Raw genomic sequence first — 18450 nt, forward strand, 5'->3', positions numbered from 1 at the left:
TTTTATTATGCAAATAGTTGATTCCCATTGCCATATTGACCGAGTTGATTTAGACGCCTTTGGTGGAAGTATGGAGTCAATGTTAAGGCATGCAAGTGAATTATCTGTTTCTAAATTTTTATGTGTTTGTATTGATTTGGAGCATTTTGAACAAGTTCATAATCTATCGCTTACCTACCCAAATATATACTCATCCGCTGGGGTTCATCCAACAGAAACAAATTGTAAGGATCCATCTGTAGAAGAGTTATTGGAGTATGCGGATAAAGAAAAGGTTATTGCCATTGGCGAGACTGGTTTAGATTATTTCCATGTTAGAAAAGATGAGGCAGATTGGCAAAGAGAGCGTTTTAAGAGGCATATTGAAGCGTCTAATGTTTCTGGTAAGCCTATGATTATCCATATGAGAGATTCTAAGGAGGATACGATTGAAATGCTCTCTAAAGAGAAGGCTCAAAAAGGCGTTATGCATTGTTTTTCAGAGGACTTACATACTGCTGAAGCTGCTCTAGATCTTGGATTCTATATCTCATTTTCTGGAATTTTGACTTTTAAGAGCGCTGAGTCTTTAAGAGAGGTTGCTAAAAAAATTCCGGCTGAACGAATCTTAGTAGAGACAGATTCTCCTTACTTAACCCCAGTCCCTAAAAGGGGTAAGCCTAATAGCCCGGCTTACACATATTACGTAGCAGAAAAACTTGCTGAGATTCGTAATACAAGTATTTCAGAGATTGCCAAAGTAACTACTCAAAATTTCAATAGACTATTCTTCACCTAAACTAATGATCAATCATGATTCACCAAGATTTATAACTGTTGATGATTTTTCGGTTGGTCAGAGACTTGATAACTATTTAATTAAACAGCTTAAGGGTGTTCCAAAATCACGAATTTATCGAATTATCCGTAAAGGCGAGGTAAGAGTTAATAAAGGTAGAAAAAAAGCTGACTATAAACTTAATTCAGAAGATGTTGTTCGAATTCCACCAATCAGGACTTCTTCAGCAAAAGATATAAAGCCATCTGAGGACCTACTAGCGTTACTTAATTCTTCAATTCTATATGAGGACAAGGGACTTGTTGTAATCAACAAGAGGCATGGAATGGCCGTTCATGGGGGAAGTGGAGTTTCGATCGGAATAATCGAGGCGCTCAAGTCACAATATAAAGAGCCAATAGAGCTGGTTCATCGATTAGATAGAGCCACCTCGGGTTGTCTAATTCTTGCAAAAAAAAGATCAGTTCTTAAATCACTTCATGAACAGCTGGTAAATCACGAACTAGAAAAAAGATACACAGCACTTGTTAAAGATACTTGGAGCAAGAAAAAACATACTATAGATGCGCCTATCTATCAAAACTCTAGATACAGCGTTATTGACTCAAAAGGCAAGGAATCATTAAGCCATTTCCATCCAATCAAAAATTTCCAACTGGGAGACTTCAGCGCATCATTAGTCGAAGTCCTAATTGAAACAGGCAGAACCCATCAAATTCGGGTTCATGCTCAGTATGCCAAGCATCCTGTGGCCCAGGATAATAAATATGGAGATAGCTTATTTGATCAGTTTATGAAAAAGAAAGGTTTAAACCGATTATTTTTGCATGCAAAAACTATTACATTTACTAATCCAATGACCAAAGAGATCCAAAAAGTTACAGCACCATTACCTAATGATCTAGAAGAATTTTTAAATAAATTATGAATGCATATATCCAATTAATGAGGCTAGATAAACCTATAGGCATATTACTTCTTCTATGGCCAACCTATTGGGCACTTTTTTTGAGTGCAGGTGGATGGCCAGATTTTGATTTATTGATTATATTTACTTTGGGTGTTATCGTTATGAGGACTGCCGGGTGCGTTATTAATGATTTTGCCGATCGAAACATCGACAAATATATTAAAAGAACAAAAGATAGGCCGCTCACCTCAGGCCAAATCTCACCAAGGTCCGCCTTAATATTGTTTTTTATATTGCTATTGATAGCTTTAGCTTTAGTTTTGCAAACTAATCAACTAACAATTAAGCTTTCATTTATAGCGCTATTTCTCGCATCGCTATACCCCTTTACAAAGCGATGGACTAACCTACCTCAGTTTGTATTAGGGGCCGCATTTGGTATGAGTGTTCCTATGGCATTCAGTGCGCAAACTGGTTCATTGCCTATCACTGCTGGAATTGTATTTCTTGCAACGCTTGTATGGACACTGATCTATGACACGCTATACGCAATGGCAGATCGTGATGAAGATATCCAAATTGGAGTAAAGTCAACCGCTATTTTGTTTGAAAAGTACGATCAGATCATCATCACTTTGTTACAAATCTTGCTCATTTTAATTTTTATAGTGATGGGCAATATATTCAAATTAGGCCAAATTTATTACTTTTCTTTAATAATTATTGCTATTTTCATGACTTATCATCAGTTTTTAATGAGAAAACGTCAAAATGAGCAGTATTTTCTGGCCTTTTTAAGCAACAATTACATTGGTATGACTGCGTTTGCAGGGATTTTCTTATCTGTGGCTCTATAAAGTTAAATTTTGTTGTTTTTTTGCAACTTTTAGTCAATTTTTGAGCATTTTTGCTCTTTTTTTAGTTTTTTTTCATCAATTAAACTTGACACTCTGATTTCATTACTATAAAAAGTCCACCAATCGGCAAAGATGCTGATTATCTTTATAATTAATGGAGAGAAAATATGTTAAGTAATGTAACTGGTTGGATTAAAAAATTAACTGAAGCAGGTGTTGGTCTTGTAGCACTTGCAGTTGTTGTTCAAGTAATATTTGGCTCAAGCGCTTCATTCCTTCCTGGTGATGTTGTGGCTAGGTTAACGGATATGATTGGTGCTCTTGGTAGCGCTGGCTTAGTTGGTTTAATTACAGCAGGTTTGTTGTATACCATCTTTTCTAAGTAAACATTTCATATTTACTCAAGAAGAACCCGCCTAACGGCGGGTTTTTTAATATATAAATGAAATAATTCTGTGTTATTTAAATTGAGATTAGAAGATCTTAGCTAATTATTAGCCATTCTGAGTCTTGAAAACTTGACACACTGATTTCGATACTATAAAAAGTTTAACAATCAGCGAAGAATCTGGTTATCTTAAAATTAATGGGGAGACTATATGTTAGATAATGTAATTGGTTGGGTAAAAAAATTAACTGAAGCTGGTGTAAGTATCATTGCACTTGCAGTTGTTGTTCAAATAATTTTTGGTAGTCAAGCTGCATTTCTACCTGGTGATGTCATAGCTAGATTAACAGATATTATTATGGGACTTGGTTCTGCAAACTTGGTCGGCTTAATTGCTGTTGGTTTGTTGTATAAGATCTTTACTAAGTAATCCATACTAGCTTAGTAAAAAAACCCGCCTTACGGCGGGTTTTTCATAATCTAATTAAGTCAAAATTTAAATTCCTCTAAGGAGTTCATTTATGCCTACTTTTGATCTTGTCTTGGCGTCAACCTGTTTGACTATAACCGCACAATAGAGAGAATAAATTCCATCAGAAGAAGGAAGGTTGCCTGAAACTACAACTGATCCAGCTGGAATACGCCCATAACTGACTTCACCTGTCATTCTATTAAAAATTTTGGTTGATTGGCCAATATAGACTCCCATCGATATAACAGCTCCTTCTTCAACAATAACACCCTCAACCACTTCTGATCTAGCTCCAATAAAGCAATTATCTTCAATAATAGTTGGACTCGCTTGTAAAGGTTCTAATACTCCACCAATACCAACACCACCTGAAAGGTGGACGTTTTTACCAATTTGCGCACAAGACCCTACTGTGGCCCATGTATCTACCATTGTTCCAGAGTCAACATATGCACCAATATTTACATAAGATGGCATTAAGACCGTATTTGGGGCGATGTATGAGCCTCTTCTTGCGGTTGCAGGTGGGACTACCCTTACGCCTGAAGCTTGAAATTCTTTTAAAGTAGTTTCAGCATATTTAGATGGAACCTTGTCAAAGTACTGGGTAAACCCAGAGGGCATGGGGACATTGTCCGCAAGTCTAAACGATAGTAATACTGCTTTTTTAAGCCATTCATTGACTTCCCAATCACCAATGCCTTTTTGCTCTGCAACCCTTGCCTTTCCAGAGTCAAGCAAATGTATTGCTTCATTAACTGCTTCTTTGACCTCAGGGCTAGCTGATTCTGGGGTGAGATGGTTACGATCTTCAAAAGCTGCTTCAATAATATTTTTCATAATTCTTAGATTAAATAAAGGAAGAATTATATCATTTACATTGCTTTTAAAGCTATTTAATGTTCGTGATGGTGGTTGTGATGATGCTCATAAGTTGCCATTAAATCATTGATTTGATCAGCAAATAAGTCATTAAATTTCTCATCCTTTAAAATTGATTCTGGAAGGCCTTCGCAGCAAATGTGGTGATAAAGGCATAAAACCTGAGTTGACTCTTTCATAACTCTATGGAGATCATGGGATACCATTAGAACCGCGCAATTTTGTTGTTGATGTATATCTTGAATTAACTTGTAAAGCTGCATTTGCCCATCAACGTCAAGATTTTGAGCAGGCTCATCCAGTATTAAAACATTTGGCTTGTTGAGAAGTGCCCTTGTTAACAATACCTTTTGCAATTCACCACCAGATAAGTTTTTTAAAGGGGATTTAAGTAAATCCTTTATTCCTGTTAGCTCAAAAGTCTTGAGCATAAATTCAGAGTCTAATTTTTGATTTAAGGTTAAAAAATCCTTTACAGAGATTGGTATAAAGGGATTGGCTGAAAAAGTTTGGGGTGTGTAGCCTAGTCTAATGTTATCAGTATATGTTATATCACCAGAGTCCTGCTTAATGACGCCCAACAGGACTTTAATTAAAGAGCTTTTGCCAGCTCCATTTGGGCCTATTAATGTTATAAATTCACCCTCATGGAGTTTAAAGCTAACATCATCAAGGACATTTTTTCCATTATGGCTTAGGCTTATATTGTTAAGTGTAATCAGAGCATCAGACATCTTTATATTTTATATAACAATTTATATACAGACTCAATATATAAATTTTGAAATAACAAATTTATAACTTAGTTTTCAAGAACAACAAAACTTAGTTTAGATGTAAAATTTGGACATGGCCCACCCACTCATTTTAGTTGACGGTTCAGCGTTTTTATTTCGCTCATACTTTTCAACTATATCTCAGAATTTAACCAATGATAGTGGTTTTCCTACCGGAGCAATGTTTGGCGTCGTGAATGCCATTAAGCACCTACAAAGAAAGTACCTAGGAGCAAAACTTATAATGGTATTTGATGCGAAAGGGTCCAATTTTCGCCATCAAATGTTTCCTGACTATAAGGCAAATAGAAGTCCCGCTCATGATGACTTAATTATTCAGATAGAGCCTCTATATAAAATTATTCGCGCTATGGGTTTCCATTTCTTATGTGTTGAAGGTGTTGAGGCCGATGATGTCATTGCTACATTGTCAAGATTTGCAGCTCAAAGTGATATTGAGACAATCATTGCAAGCGGTGATAAAGACCTCTTCCAGCTTGTCGGTGGAAATATTAAGCAACTAGATATGAAAGGGAAATTATATAGTGAAGCTGATGTCAAAGAAAAAATGGGAGTTAAGCCTAATCAAATTTTAGATCTGCTCGCTTTAACAGGTGATTCTGCAGACAATATTCCCGGTGTGCCGAGTGTTGGACCTAAGACTGCATCTAAATGGCTTGAGCAATATTCTAATATTGAAGGCGTCAAAGCCAATGCTGAGAAGATTGGTGGTAAGGTAGGTGAAAAACTTAGGGAATCTTTTGATTTATTAGACCTTTCGTATCAACTAGTTCAACTTAAGTTTGATGTTCAGCTGCCTTTTGATATTTTAGAAGAGGAGCCTGGAGAAAATACAGAAGAATTAATTGCCCTCTTCAAAGAGTTTGGCTTCTCTATGTGGTTAAAGCAGTTAGATGAAAAGAATGAGACTGTTCAAATTGATTCACAAGAAAAAGAGATACCAGAATCTCCAAACACTGATGCCAAAATATCGATGGATGACTATACTAAATCGTTAGTACTAACTGAAGATGAATTTACATTTTTATTATCGAGGTTATCCTCTAGCAAGTCTTTTGTATTTGATCTTGAGACAAATAGTCTTGACTATATGGAGGCCGAAATCGTTGGATTTGTTTTCCTTATTGAAAAGAGTAGTTATTACGTCCCAGTGGCCCATGATTATTTGGATGCTCCAGTGCAGCTTCCAAGATATATGGTATTGAATTCTCTTAAGTCAATTTTAGAAAGTGAGGTGATAGGCAAAATTGGCCAGAACTTAAAGTATGATGCCCATGTTTTAGCTAATGTCGACATAGAGCTCAATGGAATTGTTGATGACACAATGCTTAAATCTTATTGCTTGGATTCAGTAGCAAGTCGCCACAATATGGATGACTTGGCGCTGCATTATTTAGGTCACACTACAATCCATTATTCAGATGTAGCTGGAAGTGGTAAAAAACAATTAACCTTTAATCAGGTCAGTATTGATGAGGCAATGCCATATGCCTGTGAGGATGTAATTGTGACAAATGAACTTAATAATTTACTTGAGCTAAAACTTCAAGCCTTTCCTAAGCTTGTAGCGCTATACAAGAGTATTGAAATTCCATTAATTAAGGTCATGCTCAGACTGGAAAGGAACGGTGCACTTTTAGATGAGACATCTCTTTTTAATCAGCAAGTTGAAATAAAGGCTGAGATGGCTAGCATTCAATCAAAGGCATTTGAAGTAGCAGGTGATGAGTTTAATCTGGAGTCGCCTAAGCAAATACAACAAATATTATTTAGTGAGGAGGGTTTTGGGCTTGAGCCAAAAAAGAAAACAGCCAAAGGCCAACCATCCACAAATGAAGAAGCATTAAAGTTGTTAGATCATCCCTTAGTTGACTTAATTCTTTCCTATAGAACTCTGACAAAGTTAAATTCTACATATCTAGAAGCGCTTCCTAAACAGATTAATAGAAGAACAGGTCGACTGCATACCTCATATCATCAGGCTGTAACGGCAACTGGCCGACTTTCATCATCAAAGCCTAATTTTCAAAATATCCCAATAAGAACCGAACAGGGTGCTCAAATTAGGTCTGCTTTTATCGCTAACAAGGGAAGCATTATTCTTGCTGCAGATTACTCTCAAATTGAATTGAGGATTATGGCTCATATTTCAGAGGATCAAAACTTACTCACTGCCTTTAATAATAATGAAGATGTCCACCGCTCAACTGCTTCTCAGGTTTTTGATACAGAAATTTCTAAGGTGACTAAAGATCAGCGTCGAAAGGCTAAAGCCATTAATTTTGGCCTAATTTATGGAATGAGTGCATTTGGTTTAGCTAAACAAATCGATGTTTCAAGGACGGAAGCCAAACAATATATAGATGGCTACTTTGAAAATTATCCTGGTGTCCTTCAATTTATGAATGAGACAAAAGAGAAAGCGAAATCTCAGGGATATGTTGAGACAGTATTAGGTAGGAGGCTTTATTTGCCTCAAATTAACTCTAAAAATAAAATGCTTCAGCAGCATGCATTGAGGACTGCTATTAATGCTCCTATGCAAGGATCATCTGCTGATATTATCAAAAAAGCAATGCTTAATATTCAGGATTGGATTGATTCAGAAGGCCATGAGATCAAGATGTTTATGCAAGTGCATGATGAGTTAGTATTTGAGATCAACTCTGAAAAGGCTGATGAGTATGCAAATAAAATAAAATTAATGATGTCGAATGCTTTAAAGTTGCACATCCCCCTTGAGGTTGATATTGGTATTGGATCAAATTGGCAAGAGGCTCATTAGCTTTAAAGTAGATGTTTTACAGCGGACGCTGAAAGTATAATTTGAGCCTAGTTTAATATTAAGAAAATACTAATCTAGAAAATAATAGAAATCATTCGCAAGATTATATGAAAGATCAATTACAAGACTTACTTAAAAAATGTATCCAGGATCTTATTAATGAAGGGCTAATTAATGAGATGCCTTCTAAAGTAAGGCTCGATCATACAAAAGACAAAAGTCACGGTGATTATGCAACTAATATTGCATTGATGCTTGCCAAACAAGCCAAAATTAGTCCTCTTGAGCTTGCAAAAATTATTGTTAATCAACTAGAGGATGCAAGTTTTATTAAAAAAACTGAAATTGCTGGCCCTGGGTTTATTAATTTTTTCCTTTCGGATGCATCCAGTACCTCGATAGTAAGTGAGATTATTGAGCTGGGTGAAATGTATGGTAAATCAGAAATTGGCAAAGGCCAAAGTATTCTTTTAGAGTATGTTTCAGCCAATCCAACTGGACCGCTTCATGTTGGCCATGGAAGAGGCGCAGCATATGGTGCCACAGTATCTAACTTGTTAAGAAATATTGGTTTTAAGGTTGATAATGAGTATTACGTAAATGACGCCGGCAGACAAATGGATATTTTAACGGTGAGCATATTTTTACGATACTTATCCCTTTGTGGAGAGCAAATAAGATTTCCTGATAATGGTTACCAAGGCCAATATATCAATGATATTGCCGATAGTATTGTTGTTGAAAGTGGTGAGTCTTTTAAACAGAGTGCAGATATAGTTTTTGAAAATATTTGTAAAGATGGCATTGAGGGTGGAGACAAAGAGTCCCATATTGATGAGTTAATTGTCAGAGCAAAAGACTTATTAGGCGACAATTTTCAGACTATTTTTCAAGTCGGTATCGAAAGTATTCTTGGTGGTATAAAAGATGATCTTGCTGATTTTGGAGTGCGCTTTGAAAAATGGTTTTCAGAGCAATCATTAATCGATAGTGGTCTTTCAGAGTCTTGCATTACAAGACTAAAAGATAGTGGACATATTTATAAAAAAGATGGGGCACTTTGGTTTAAAACGACAAACTATGGAGATGAAAAAGATCGTGTTGTCGTTCGTGACAATGGAAATCATACTTACTTTGCTTCTGATATCGCTTATCACCTTGAAAAATTAGAGCGTGGTTACGACAAAATTATTAATGTTTGGGGGGCGGACCATCATGGCTATATCCCAAGGGTCAAGGCTTCTATAGGAGCCTTGGGTCATAAACCTGATAAATTAGAAATTCTGTTGGTTCAATTTGCTAATCTATATCGTGGTGGCCAAAAAGTACAAATGTCAACTCGAAGTGGTTCTTTTGTAACTCTTGAAGATTTAAGAAAGGAAGTGGGAAATGATGCAGCTCGTTTTTTTTACATTCTTAGAAAATCCGAGCAGCATATGGATTTTGATTTAGATTTGGCTAAATCAAAAACAAATGAGAACCCAGTCTTCTATATTCAATATGCACATGCACGAATTTGCTCTGTTTTTAGACAAGCAAATGAAAAAGGTTTTGAGTCGAATCTTGAAGATGCGAACTTATCCCTTTTAACAGAAGAGGTTGAAAAAAATATTCTAAGAGAGCTTAGTCGTTATAAAAGTGTTATTGAGTCGGCAGCGATTCAGTATGAGCCCCACCAACTTGCTTACTATCTCCGTGACTTAGCTACTCAGTTCCATAGTTACTATAATGCTTGCACATTTATTTTGGAAGACCAAGATCTGACTCAAGCTAGACTATCACTTATTCATGCAGCGAAACAGATCTTAAGAAATGGACTCTCTATTCTTGGGGTGGGCGCTCCTGAGTCAATGTGAATGATCAAAAACAAAGAGACCAAGCGTTAAATATTGAGAGCTCATTTATTGTTCAAGCCCCAGCGGGCTCTGGAAAGACTGAACTTATCACGCAAAGATATTTAAAATTATTGGGCTCTTCTGAAGAACCAGAAAATATCTTAGTTATGACATTCACTAATAGGGCAGTCGATGAGTTAAAGCTCCGAATTGTAAGTGCTTTAAGTAATGCACAAGTGGAGCCACCTAAGGAGCCTCATAAACTTATAACCTATAATCTTGCTTTACGGGTTTTAAATCAATCAAAGAAAAGAAACTGGGACCTTCTTAGGCACCCTTCACGGCTGAAAGTCATTACCATTGATTCATTATCTAATTTGATAGTTTCAAGGTTCCCATCTCTTGATCAATTGATTCCCCACAGAACAATCATCGACTCCTATGAGTACGAATTTATTTATCGTCAGGCCGCAGAAAATACTTTGCTGTTGATCAATGATGATGAATATAAATCAAGCGTTTCCTCAGTCTTACTATCTCTTGATAATCATGTTGATAGATTTTATCGCCTCATAGAGGAGATGCTTGCTAAAAGAGAACAATGGCTACCAAGGCTATTCATTGATGGCGCTTTAGATATCTGCTCACTGGAGAGCATCTCAAAAACATTAATAACTGACTATCTAGAAGATCTTCGAGGTATTGCTCAAAATGTTCTTGGAGATAATTTTTTTAGTCTGTTAAAGGTTAGCAAGAGGGAAGATATCTCACAGATTTCAAAACTCCCTGGGTCAAGTATTAAAGACTTAAAGGATTGGAGGGCTATTGCCGATATTCTGATTACAAAAAGTTCAAAAAACTGGAGAAAGAAAATTGATGTAACTATTGGCTTCCCAGCTGAAATGAAAGATGAAAAAAATCAGTTAAGAAAATTTATTGATGGCCTATATTCTGAGTTTGAGCTTAAAAAATTGCTCATTAATTTACATAATTTACCCAGTGAACACTTTCCTGAATTTACAAAAAAATATATTACTGACATAGCACAGGTACTAAAGTTGAGCGTTGCAGAGCTTAAAGTTATTTTTGATGAAAAAGGCCTTCAAGATTTCTCTGAAGTCAGTTTGCAGGCGATAAATGCGCTTGATACTCGAGAGGAATTAACTGACATCGCTTTGTTACTAGACTATCAAATTAAACATGTCCTTGTAGACGAGTTTCAAGATACTTCTTATTCACAATTAAATTTAATTCAAAAGCTTGTCGAAGGTTGGCAGCAGGATGACGGTAAAACCATTTTTTTTGTTGGTGACCCAATGCAGTCTATCTATAAGTTTAGAGAGTCACAAGTTGGAATATTTCTTGAGGTCGTCAGAAGTGGTATTGCGAACCTTGACATTAAACCCCTCATTTTAAGTACTAACTTTAGATCAACTCAAAGTATTGTTAGAGAAAATAATGAGATTTTTGCTAACATCTTTCCAAATGAAGATAATTTAATTCTTGGTTCTATTCATTACTCAAAATCGACTCCATTTTCGAAAGAAGAGCAAAAAAATGCTATATCCTTTTATGTATTTAGTCCAAATCAGGATCAAGAAGAGGCAGAAGAGATAGTAAAAATTATTAAACAATCTCTTCTTAGAAATCAAGAGAAAGAAATAGCTGTTCTTGTCAGATCAAGATCTCATTTAAGCCAAGTGAGTTCAGCGCTTCAAAAAAATAATATAAATTTTGAATCATTTAAGACTGAGTCCCTTCGATCGAATCTTTTTACTAGGGATTTATTAAGTTTAACAAGGGCTCTTCTTAGTTTGAGCGATAAGCTAGCATGGCTTTCAATCCTCAGGGCTCCATGGTGTGGCCTGAAACTAAAAGACTTATTGGCGCTTAGTAAGACATCAGATCAAACCATTTTTAATCAATTAATGAATGTAGAGTCAGTTCAAAATCTGAGTGATGATGGGATCAAAAGGGCACAACACATTTTCCTGGCTACAAAAGAAGCCATTTTTTCTGAGGGTAAATTTACCTTTGTTGAGCGCTTTTCATTTGTATTAGAAATGCTTTGTAAAGACCATTATTTAGAAGAGCAAGAAAAAAATATTAAAACTCAGTTTCTTAAACTACTTAATCATTGTGAGTCGAATCAAGTTTTGAATATCAAAACGATTGAGTCAATGCTTCAAGATTTATATGCACCATCAAGAAGTTCAAATTTGAAATTGATGACTATCCACCAAGCCAAGGGTTTGGAATTTGATATAGTCATTATTCCTGGTTTAGGCAAAAAGGGCAGGAATGACAACCTTCCATTAATGCAAATGCAAGAGTTTTCAGATAATCATGTTTTATTGGCTCCCATAAAGCCGACAGATGAAGATAGCGAGAGTGAGACATATCTATACTTGCAGTATTTAAAGAAGCAACAATCACACTTTGAGTTAATGAGGCTCCTTTATGTTGCAATGAGTAGGGCCAAACAAGAAGTCCATTTATTAGGCGCTCTATCAAAAAGTGGAAAGCCTACAACTGGTTCATTTCTATCATTATTAAGTGGCTACTATGAGGACAATGTCATTCATATCAATAGTCAAAATGAGTCTAGTTTAGAAATAGAACAACCTCCAAAACTCCTGCGCAACAAAATCTTAATGCCACCTCTGGTTAGAAAGCAAAACTATGTAGATGGTTTAAATAACTCTCCAAAAACATTTGATTTAATTTATCAAGGTGCTCTAGGTACTATTGTTCACTTCTATCTGGAGCACGCTGAATTTAGTCCACCATCGCTAAGTGTTGAAACAATGCTTAGAGAGAGAGGAGTGCCAACAAGATTACTCTATTCTTTGTCTGAAAAAATTTTAGGCCTTTTAAAAAATACCAAGCGTGATAAAAACTTTGAGTGGATTTTTAAGTATAGAGAGTCAACTGAAGTTGAGTCAGAATTTAGTGACTCAACCCAAACGATTATCGTTGATCGATTATTTGTTGAGGATGGAGTTTTGTGGATTATAGACTTTAAGACTTCCTCTCTTCATGATGGTGAAAATGTTAATGCATTTATTGAGAGGCAAAAAAATGCTCACCAGGGGCAAATTGAAAACTACAAGGGCGTTCTTGAAGAGTTTTTTCAGCTTCCATCAAAATCGGCACTCTATTGTCCAGCAGCTAGCCAGTTAATATTTCTATGAAGTTATCCCTTAAAAAAATTGCTGGACAAAGGATTCAATTCCTCCTATGATGGCATCCTATTCTTCAAATAATTATATTTATGTCAAAACGAAGTAATGATGTTGGCTGGATAGACTATACCCAGAAGTATGGTGATCGTGAAATACGAACTGTGAATCCAGACGTTCAAAGTGGCTCCACAGTTCTATTCAATAATTTTGAGGATATGCAACTAGCCCTAGAGGGCAATTATCCAGGTGTAGATTATGGAACACATGGCCTGTCAACTCAAAAAGCCTTTGAAGAGGCAATATGTAAGCTTGAGAATGGTCATAGAACCTATGCATTTCCATCAGGGATTAATGCAATAACAAGTACTTTGATGGCTTTTACTCAAAGTGGTGATGAGGTTTTAGTTTGTGATAATGTGTATGGCCCAACCTCAAGGTTTTGTCATAAGATTCTTTCTAAATATGATGTAAAAACAACGCATATTCCATCAGATATTGGATCTAAGATTAGTAGCTATATTACCAAAAAGACTAGGCTAATATTTCTAGAGTCTCCAGGTTCAAATACATTTGAAATGCAAGATATTGTAGAAGTAGTAAAGGCTGCAAAAAAAGCAGGCATTATGACTATCATTGACAGCACCTGGGCTACTCCTTTGTATCTAAAGCCTCTTGATCTAGGGGCTGATATTGCAATTCAATCAGTCACTAAATATATATGTGGTCACGCAGATATGCTAATGGGCTGCGCAACGGTTAATAAGCAGTATGCTGACGAATTTGCAGACTATTTTAAGACTGTTGAGAATTACACAAACCCTCAAGACTGTTATGTTGCGCTTAGGGGCCTGAGAACTCTTAAGGTTCGATTGGAGGCTCATGAGAACTCGGCAAATGAGGTTGCTAGGTGGCTTGATGAGCAAGATATAGTAGATTGTGTCATTCATCCTGGCCTAGAGTCACACCCCCAACATGGATTATGGAAGAGAGATTTTTCAGGATCTTCAGGCTTATTTTCATTTACATTTAAAGAGGCTTATAGCGCAGATCAAATTGCGTTATTTATTAATTCGCTTGAGATGTTCGCCCTTGGTTTTAGCTGGGGAGGCTATAAAAGTTTGTTAACTGCTAGACCATATAAGAGAGATGGCCAATGGGTTCATGATGGCAAGCATGTAATTCGTCTGAGTATAGGACTTGAAGATACAACTGACCTTATTGAGGATTTAAAACAGGGCTTCTCACATTTAAGCTAGGGTGACTGACAGTCTAAGATTTATCCCTTTTATCGTTAATAACCGTGATTCGTTGCATATGCCTTAATTCAGGCAAGTAGTCACATACCGCATAATGCTGGGTTATTCGATTATCCCAAATGGCAACAGAGTCATCTTCCCAGTGAAACCTCACTTGGAACTCAGGCTTATTCATATGTTGATATAAAAACTGCAACACATGATCACTTGGACCTTGATTTTCATTAACGATATTTCGTGTAAATGACTGATTAACATTAATATATTTAAGGCCAGAAATTGGGTGAGTATCTATGACTTTATGAACTGCTGAGCCAACAGATTTCAGAGCATTATTAATTGACTCAACGCCACCTTCTTTATAGTAATCGTTGCGAAATGTCCCCATATCATGGATCGCCTCAAGGCCCTCTAAATAATCTTTCCAGCCATCTGGTAGCTGATCATAGGCAGCACTCATGCTTGCCCAAAGTGTATCACCACCAGACTTAGGAACTTTTATCCCATGGAGTATGCTAGCAAAAGGCGGATTTGCTTTAAAAGTCAAATCTTTATGCCAGTCAGCAGTATCAGGCCTATTATTAGCATCATTCCTCAGTAAAACAATACTTTGATAGCCATCTACATGAGGATAAACGGGGTGCCCAGGATCAATCTCTCCAAGACTTTCTGCTAATTTAAGATGTGACTCTGGCGAAAGGTTTTGATTTCTAAAAAAAATGACCTGATGTTTAATAAGGGATTTATATACTTGCTCGATAGCATCATCATTTAATTCATCATTAAGAGAGATACCTGAAATCTCAGCTCCAATTGATGGCGTGAGTGGTCTAACCTCAAACATTCATAACTCCAATAAGATTTTGTTGCATTATAAAAGAAAAAAACTGATTAGAATTAACCATTCTTCTTTAGCCACCACAAAAGCAGAACCAATTGCATTAAAAGAAGTGGGGTCACCGAAAGAAGAACAACTTCCCAGCTAAAATTAAATACAAACCATCCCGCTGAGAGTGCAGCAAGGGCTTGTAGACCAAATATTAAAAAATCATTGATAGATTGAACTTTAAACTTTTCATTCTCATTGTAAGACATTGGGAGTAAATTTGTACCACCAATAAATAGAAAATTCCATCCCAGTCCTAGCAGCACCAATGACCACCAATAATTAGTAAGTGCATGGCTCATAAAGGCAATGATTACCGAGATAAAGAATAATAAAATGCCTAAAAGCATCATACGGGTTAACCCTATATATCGAACAATTAATGCAGTGAATAGAGAAGGGAGAAACATTGCAATGACATGACTTTGCAGAACTACCTTAGTATGGTGAAGAGAGTGGCCATCCATGACGTGCATACTTACAGGAGTCGCAGTCATAATGAAACTCATGACGACATATCCAGTAGTTGCTGCACATACAGCGACTATAAAAGATCCTTGTTTGACAATCTCGACTAATGATCTTTTTGACTCATCTACTTGCTCTTTAAACTTAACAGCTGGCTGAAAAAAAGTCATCAAAATGAAAGCAATTACAAATAAAAACGCCAGCAGAACGAAAGATCCCACAAAGTCAGTCTCAAAATAATTCTTACCTAAAGTTGCAACTTCGGTTCCAAGGAAGGCTGAAATTAATCCACCAAGAAGAACAACCGCAGTAGCTGACGGTCTTTTTTCAGGTTCAACACTCTCAATGGCAGCGAACCGAAATTGCATCATGGTTGCCACACTGGCGCCAAGGCAGAAGCTCGAAAAGCTAAAAAGAAAAAACATTTCTTTAGTGATTGAAAAGATACAAAGAGAAATCAATAAAATTGTGTAAAGGCAGGCACTTAAAAAAACCTTTTTTCTGCCAAATACTGACATCAGTCTTATCACTGGAATAACACTTACCGCAGTTCCTACAACAATAGTTGCAACAGGTAAAGTAGACAGGCTTTTTACTGGTGAAAGGTTACTACCAATAATGCCCGCTACAAAAACAATAAAAACACTCAGAGACATAAATAAGGACTGACAAGCGGTCAGTATCCATACATTTTTTGGTAGGTTAAACATTCAGATGTATCCTTTATGAGATAGATATTACTTCTTAAGAGGTCGTTTCCATTTACTAATGGTGGACTGCTTATTTCGACTCAGAGTGAGTTGACCGTCTGGCGTATTCTGAGTTATAGTGGAGCCAGCACCAATTGTTGCATTTTTCCCGATAGTGACCGGGGCGACCAACTGGCTGTTGGAACCTACAAAAGCCCCATCTTTAATCTCAGTTTGAAATTTATTAATACCATCATAGTTACATGTAATAACGCCAGCCCCAACATTGACATCGTTTCCTATCTTGCTATCGCCAATGTAGCTTAAATGTGAGACTTTTGAATTATTCTCAATAGATGATTTTTTAACTTCAACAAAGTTACCAATTTTTGAATGATTACCTATCTTAGTTTCAGGACGTATTCGTGCGAAAGGGCCAATCGAAGTATTTGATCCAATGACAGCATTTTCAATAATTGAGTTTGCGAGTATAGTAGTATTATCGCCGATCTTAGACGCTTTTATAATACAATTAGGCGAAATTAAAACATTTTTACCTAAATCATTATCACCTTCAAATACCACATTCACATCTATAACGCAGTCATCTTTAAAGCTCAACTCACCTCGACAATCAAATCGTTTTGGATCCATGATGGTTAAACCTTTTGACATTAAATCACTAGCTTTATTCTGTTGGTATGCTCTTTCAGCTTGTGACAATTGATTTTTGTCGTTAATTCCCATAACTTCTGCCACACTTTCACATATAAATGAAGCAATATTAACATTATCTTTAACTGCTTTTTCAACTATATCAGTCAGATAAAGCTCTCCTTGAGAATTATTTGGCTGTAATTCTTTTAAATATTTTTTTAAGATTGAGCCTCTGATTGCCATGATTCCTGTATTAATTTCTCTGACCTGAAGTTCATCTTTGCTCGCATCTTTTTGTTCAACAATTGACAAAATAGAATTATTTGAATCCCTAATAATTCTGCCATACCCAAAGGGGTTTTCCATCATAACACTCAACAGGGAAAAGCCTGAAGATTCTGCTTTGTCAGTCAGTATTTGAAGTGTCTCAGTTTTGATAAGGGGCACATCACCATATAAAATTAAACAGATTGAGTTGTCATTGATATGAGGGATTGCTTGTTGAACAGCATGACCTGTTCCAAGCTGCTCTTTTTGATTAACCCAGTTAATGTCGTCATTTGAAGTTGTTTTTTTGACAGATTCTGAGTGATGTCCAATAATTACATTAATAGAATTGACTAGAGGGCAAGATGCATCAATGACGTGTTGAAGAAGACTCTTGTTGCCGACTTTGTGAAGAACTTTAGCCGTCTGAGAGTTCATTCGAGTGCCTTGTCCAGCAGCTAATATAATTGCAGTATTCATTCTAATTGGGTACGTTTTTATCTCGAAATAATTGATACTATGAATTAATTATTTCAAATATTTTGTATAATGTTACCCTTTAAATTCTTAGACTCCAAATTTAAACTTCATTTGTCATAAAGCAGAAATATTGACCCATTATGATGATTTATTTTTTTAGTTAGATTGAGCAAAATAAATAGTATGCAAAAAAAACTAATTGCAGAATTAATTGGAACTTTTATTCTTGTGTTTGCAGGAACTGGGGCCATCATTATTAACGACATTGCTAACGCAATTGGACATGTCGGTATTGCCCTAACTTTTGGGTTTGTTATCGTTGCATTAATTTATAGCTTTGCACATGTCTCCGGCGCTCACTTCAATCCAGCTGTGACAGTTGCTTTTTGGTCAATGGGTGAATTTGAACGAAAAAATGTTATCCCATATATTTCAGCACAAATACTTGGTGGAGTACTTGCAAGCTTAGCCCTTTATTTACTATTGAGAGAAAATTTTGTTTTAGTGTCAGACGTGAGCTATCTTGGGGCAACCCTTCCAAGTGGCTCTGTATCTCAATCTTTTGGTTTTGAGTTTATCCTCACCTTTATTCTGATGATTGTCATTTGTTCTTCAGCAGTTCATGGCAAGGCGACAAAGGATTTCGCAGGATTAGCAATTGGACTCACAGTAGGACTCGAATCGATGTTTGCTGGACCAATAACAGGTGCAAGCATGAATCCTGCAAGAAGTATAGCGCCAGCCCTTGTCAGTGGAAACTTGGAGCATCTATGGCTTTATATTGTCGCAACAATTTTGGGAGCGGTATGTGCAGCTTTAGTTTTTCTGAAAGTTTTTAAATCAGACTCATAAGAATTA

Annotated in this window: 15 protein-coding genes; 10 read left to right on the forward strand and 5 right to left on the reverse strand. The window is 36.3% G+C overall.

Going from position 1 to position 18450, the window contains the following annotated elements:
- Nucleotides 1–7 precede the first annotated feature (7 nt).
- From AC5YGB_RS00760 to AC5YGB_RS00780, 5 genes are all read left to right on the forward strand, one after another.
- The gene (locus tag AC5YGB_RS00760; protein WP_020026280.1) at nt 8–778 is read left to right on the forward strand and encodes a TatD family hydrolase; all 771 of its coding nucleotides are present in this window, start codon (nt 8–10) and stop codon (nt 776–778) included.
- Nucleotides 779–782: 4 nt separating this feature from the next.
- Nucleotides 783–1706, forward strand: a complete 924-nt coding sequence (locus AC5YGB_RS00765) for an RluA family pseudouridine synthase (protein ID WP_020027147.1) — start codon at nt 783–785, stop codon at nt 1704–1706.
- Entirely contained in the window at nt 1703–2545 is an 843-nt protein-coding gene (gene ubiA, locus AC5YGB_RS00770) for a 4-hydroxybenzoate octaprenyltransferase (protein WP_053820645.1), read from the forward strand. The genes AC5YGB_RS00765 and ubiA overlap by 4 nt, the downstream gene beginning before the upstream one ends.
- Before the next feature lie 167 nt (nt 2546–2712).
- Nucleotides 2713–2931 carry a hypothetical protein gene (locus AC5YGB_RS00775; protein WP_020023804.1) on the forward strand — a complete coding sequence of 73 codons (219 nt, stop codon included), beginning with the start codon at nt 2713–2715 and terminating at the stop codon, nt 2929–2931.
- Nucleotides 2932–3144: 213 nt separating this feature from the next.
- Nucleotides 3145–3363, forward strand: coding sequence for a hypothetical protein (locus tag AC5YGB_RS00780; protein WP_020023803.1), 219 nt, complete (start codon nt 3145–3147; stop codon nt 3361–3363).
- 66 nt (nt 3364–3429) lie between these two features.
- Here the strand turns inward: AC5YGB_RS00780 and dapD are convergent, their stop codons facing one another.
- Nucleotides 3430–4245, reverse strand: coding sequence for a 2,3,4,5-tetrahydropyridine-2,6-dicarboxylate N-succinyltransferase (dapD, locus tag AC5YGB_RS00785; protein WP_496137427.1), 816 nt, complete (start codon nt 4243–4245; stop codon nt 3430–3432).
- A 56-nt stretch (nt 4246–4301) separates the two neighbouring features.
- Nucleotides 4302–5021 (reverse strand): metal ABC transporter ATP-binding protein, encoded by a 720-nt coding sequence (locus AC5YGB_RS00790; RefSeq protein ID WP_020023801.1) that lies wholly within the window; start codon nt 5019–5021, stop codon nt 4302–4304.
- A gap of 115 nt (nt 5022–5136) precedes the next feature.
- On the opposite strand from AC5YGB_RS00790, the gene polA reads away from it, so the two are divergent.
- The 4 genes from polA (at nt 5137) to metC (ending at nt 14145) form a co-directional block, all read left to right on the forward strand.
- Nucleotides 5137–7869 carry a DNA polymerase I gene (gene polA, locus AC5YGB_RS00795; protein ID WP_496137428.1) on the forward strand — a complete coding sequence of 911 codons (2733 nt, stop codon included), beginning with the start codon at nt 5137–5139 and terminating at the stop codon, nt 7867–7869.
- Nucleotides 7870–7976: 107 nt separating this feature from the next.
- On the forward strand, nt 7977–9725 hold the full coding sequence (gene argS / locus AC5YGB_RS00800; RefSeq protein ID WP_496137429.1) for an arginine--tRNA ligase: 1749 nt from the start codon (nt 7977–7979) through the stop codon (nt 9723–9725).
- Nucleotides 9722–12898 (forward strand): UvrD-helicase domain-containing protein, encoded by a 3177-nt coding sequence (locus AC5YGB_RS00805; protein ID WP_496137430.1) that lies wholly within the window; start codon nt 9722–9724, stop codon nt 12896–12898. The genes argS and AC5YGB_RS00805 overlap by 4 nt, the downstream gene beginning before the upstream one ends.
- Before the next feature lie 80 nt (nt 12899–12978).
- Nucleotides 12979–14145, forward strand: coding sequence for a cystathionine beta-lyase (gene metC, locus AC5YGB_RS00810; protein WP_496137431.1), 1167 nt, complete (start codon nt 12979–12981; stop codon nt 14143–14145).
- A 13-nt stretch (nt 14146–14158) separates the two neighbouring features.
- Here metC and AC5YGB_RS00815 read toward each other — a convergent pair whose 3' ends face one another.
- Genes AC5YGB_RS00815 through glmU form a run of 3 tightly spaced genes read right to left on the reverse strand, consistent with a single transcriptional unit; the run spans nt 14159 to nt 17592 of the window.
- Nucleotides 14159–14989, reverse strand: coding sequence for a TauD/TfdA family dioxygenase (locus tag AC5YGB_RS00815; RefSeq protein WP_496137432.1), 831 nt, complete (start codon nt 14987–14989; stop codon nt 14159–14161).
- A gap of 53 nt (nt 14990–15042) precedes the next feature.
- On the reverse strand, nt 15043–16209 hold the full coding sequence (locus AC5YGB_RS00820; RefSeq protein ID WP_496137433.1) for an MFS transporter: 1167 nt from the start codon (nt 16207–16209) through the stop codon (nt 15043–15045).
- 27 nt (nt 16210–16236) lie between these two features.
- A complete protein-coding gene (gene glmU, locus AC5YGB_RS00825; RefSeq protein ID WP_496137435.1) occupies nt 16237–17592 on the reverse strand; it encodes a bifunctional UDP-N-acetylglucosamine diphosphorylase/glucosamine-1-phosphate N-acetyltransferase GlmU in 1356 nt (451 codons plus the stop codon).
- A 183-nt stretch (nt 17593–17775) separates the two neighbouring features.
- On the opposite strand from glmU, the gene AC5YGB_RS00830 reads away from it, so the two are divergent.
- The gene (locus AC5YGB_RS00830) at nt 17776–18444 is read left to right on the forward strand and encodes an MIP/aquaporin family protein (protein ID WP_271770780.1); all 669 of its coding nucleotides are present in this window, start codon (nt 17776–17778) and stop codon (nt 18442–18444) included.
- The last annotated feature ends 6 nt before the right edge of the window (nt 18445–18450 follow it).

This window comes from Candidatus Pseudothioglobus sp. uisw_142 (genome assembly GCF_059512465.1).

What these genes read in the sequence shown, in the direction of transcription:
- AC5YGB_RS00760 (WP_020026280.1), top strand. Translation starts at nt 8, where the DNA reads ATGCAAATAGTTGATTCCCATTGCCATATTGACCGAGTTGATTTAGAC.
- AC5YGB_RS00765 (WP_020027147.1), top strand. Translation starts at nt 783, where the DNA reads ATGATCAATCATGATTCACCAAGATTTATAACTGTTGATGATTTTTCG.
- ubiA (WP_053820645.1), top strand. Translation starts at nt 1,703, where the DNA reads ATGAATGCATATATCCAATTAATGAGGCTAGATAAACCTATAGGCATA.
- AC5YGB_RS00775 (WP_020023804.1), top strand. Translation starts at nt 2,713, where the DNA reads ATGTTAAGTAATGTAACTGGTTGGATTAAAAAATTAACTGAAGCAGGT.
- AC5YGB_RS00780 (WP_020023803.1), top strand. Translation starts at nt 3,145, where the DNA reads ATGTTAGATAATGTAATTGGTTGGGTAAAAAAATTAACTGAAGCTGGT.
- dapD (WP_496137427.1), bottom strand. Translation starts at nt 4,245, where the DNA reads ATGAAAAATATTATTGAAGCAGCTTTTGAAGATCGTAACCATCTCACC.
- AC5YGB_RS00790 (WP_020023801.1), bottom strand. Translation starts at nt 5,021, where the DNA reads ATGTCTGATGCTCTGATTACACTTAACAATATAAGCCTAAGCCATAAT.
- polA (WP_496137428.1), top strand. Translation starts at nt 5,137, where the DNA reads ATGGCCCACCCACTCATTTTAGTTGACGGTTCAGCGTTTTTATTTCGC.
- argS (WP_496137429.1), top strand. Translation starts at nt 7,977, where the DNA reads ATGAAAGATCAATTACAAGACTTACTTAAAAAATGTATCCAGGATCTT.
- metC (WP_496137431.1), top strand. Translation starts at nt 12,979, where the DNA reads ATGTCAAAACGAAGTAATGATGTTGGCTGGATAGACTATACCCAGAAG.
- AC5YGB_RS00815 (WP_496137432.1), bottom strand. Translation starts at nt 14,989, where the DNA reads ATGTTTGAGGTTAGACCACTCACGCCATCAATTGGAGCTGAGATTTCA.
- AC5YGB_RS00820 (WP_496137433.1), bottom strand. Translation starts at nt 16,209, where the DNA reads ATGTTTAACCTACCAAAAAATGTATGGATACTGACCGCTTGTCAGTCC.
- glmU (WP_496137435.1), bottom strand. Translation starts at nt 17,592, where the DNA reads ATGAATACTGCAATTATATTAGCTGCTGGACAAGGCACTCGAATGAAC.
- AC5YGB_RS00830 (WP_271770780.1), top strand. Translation starts at nt 17,776, where the DNA reads ATGCAAAAAAAACTAATTGCAGAATTAATTGGAACTTTTATTCTTGTG.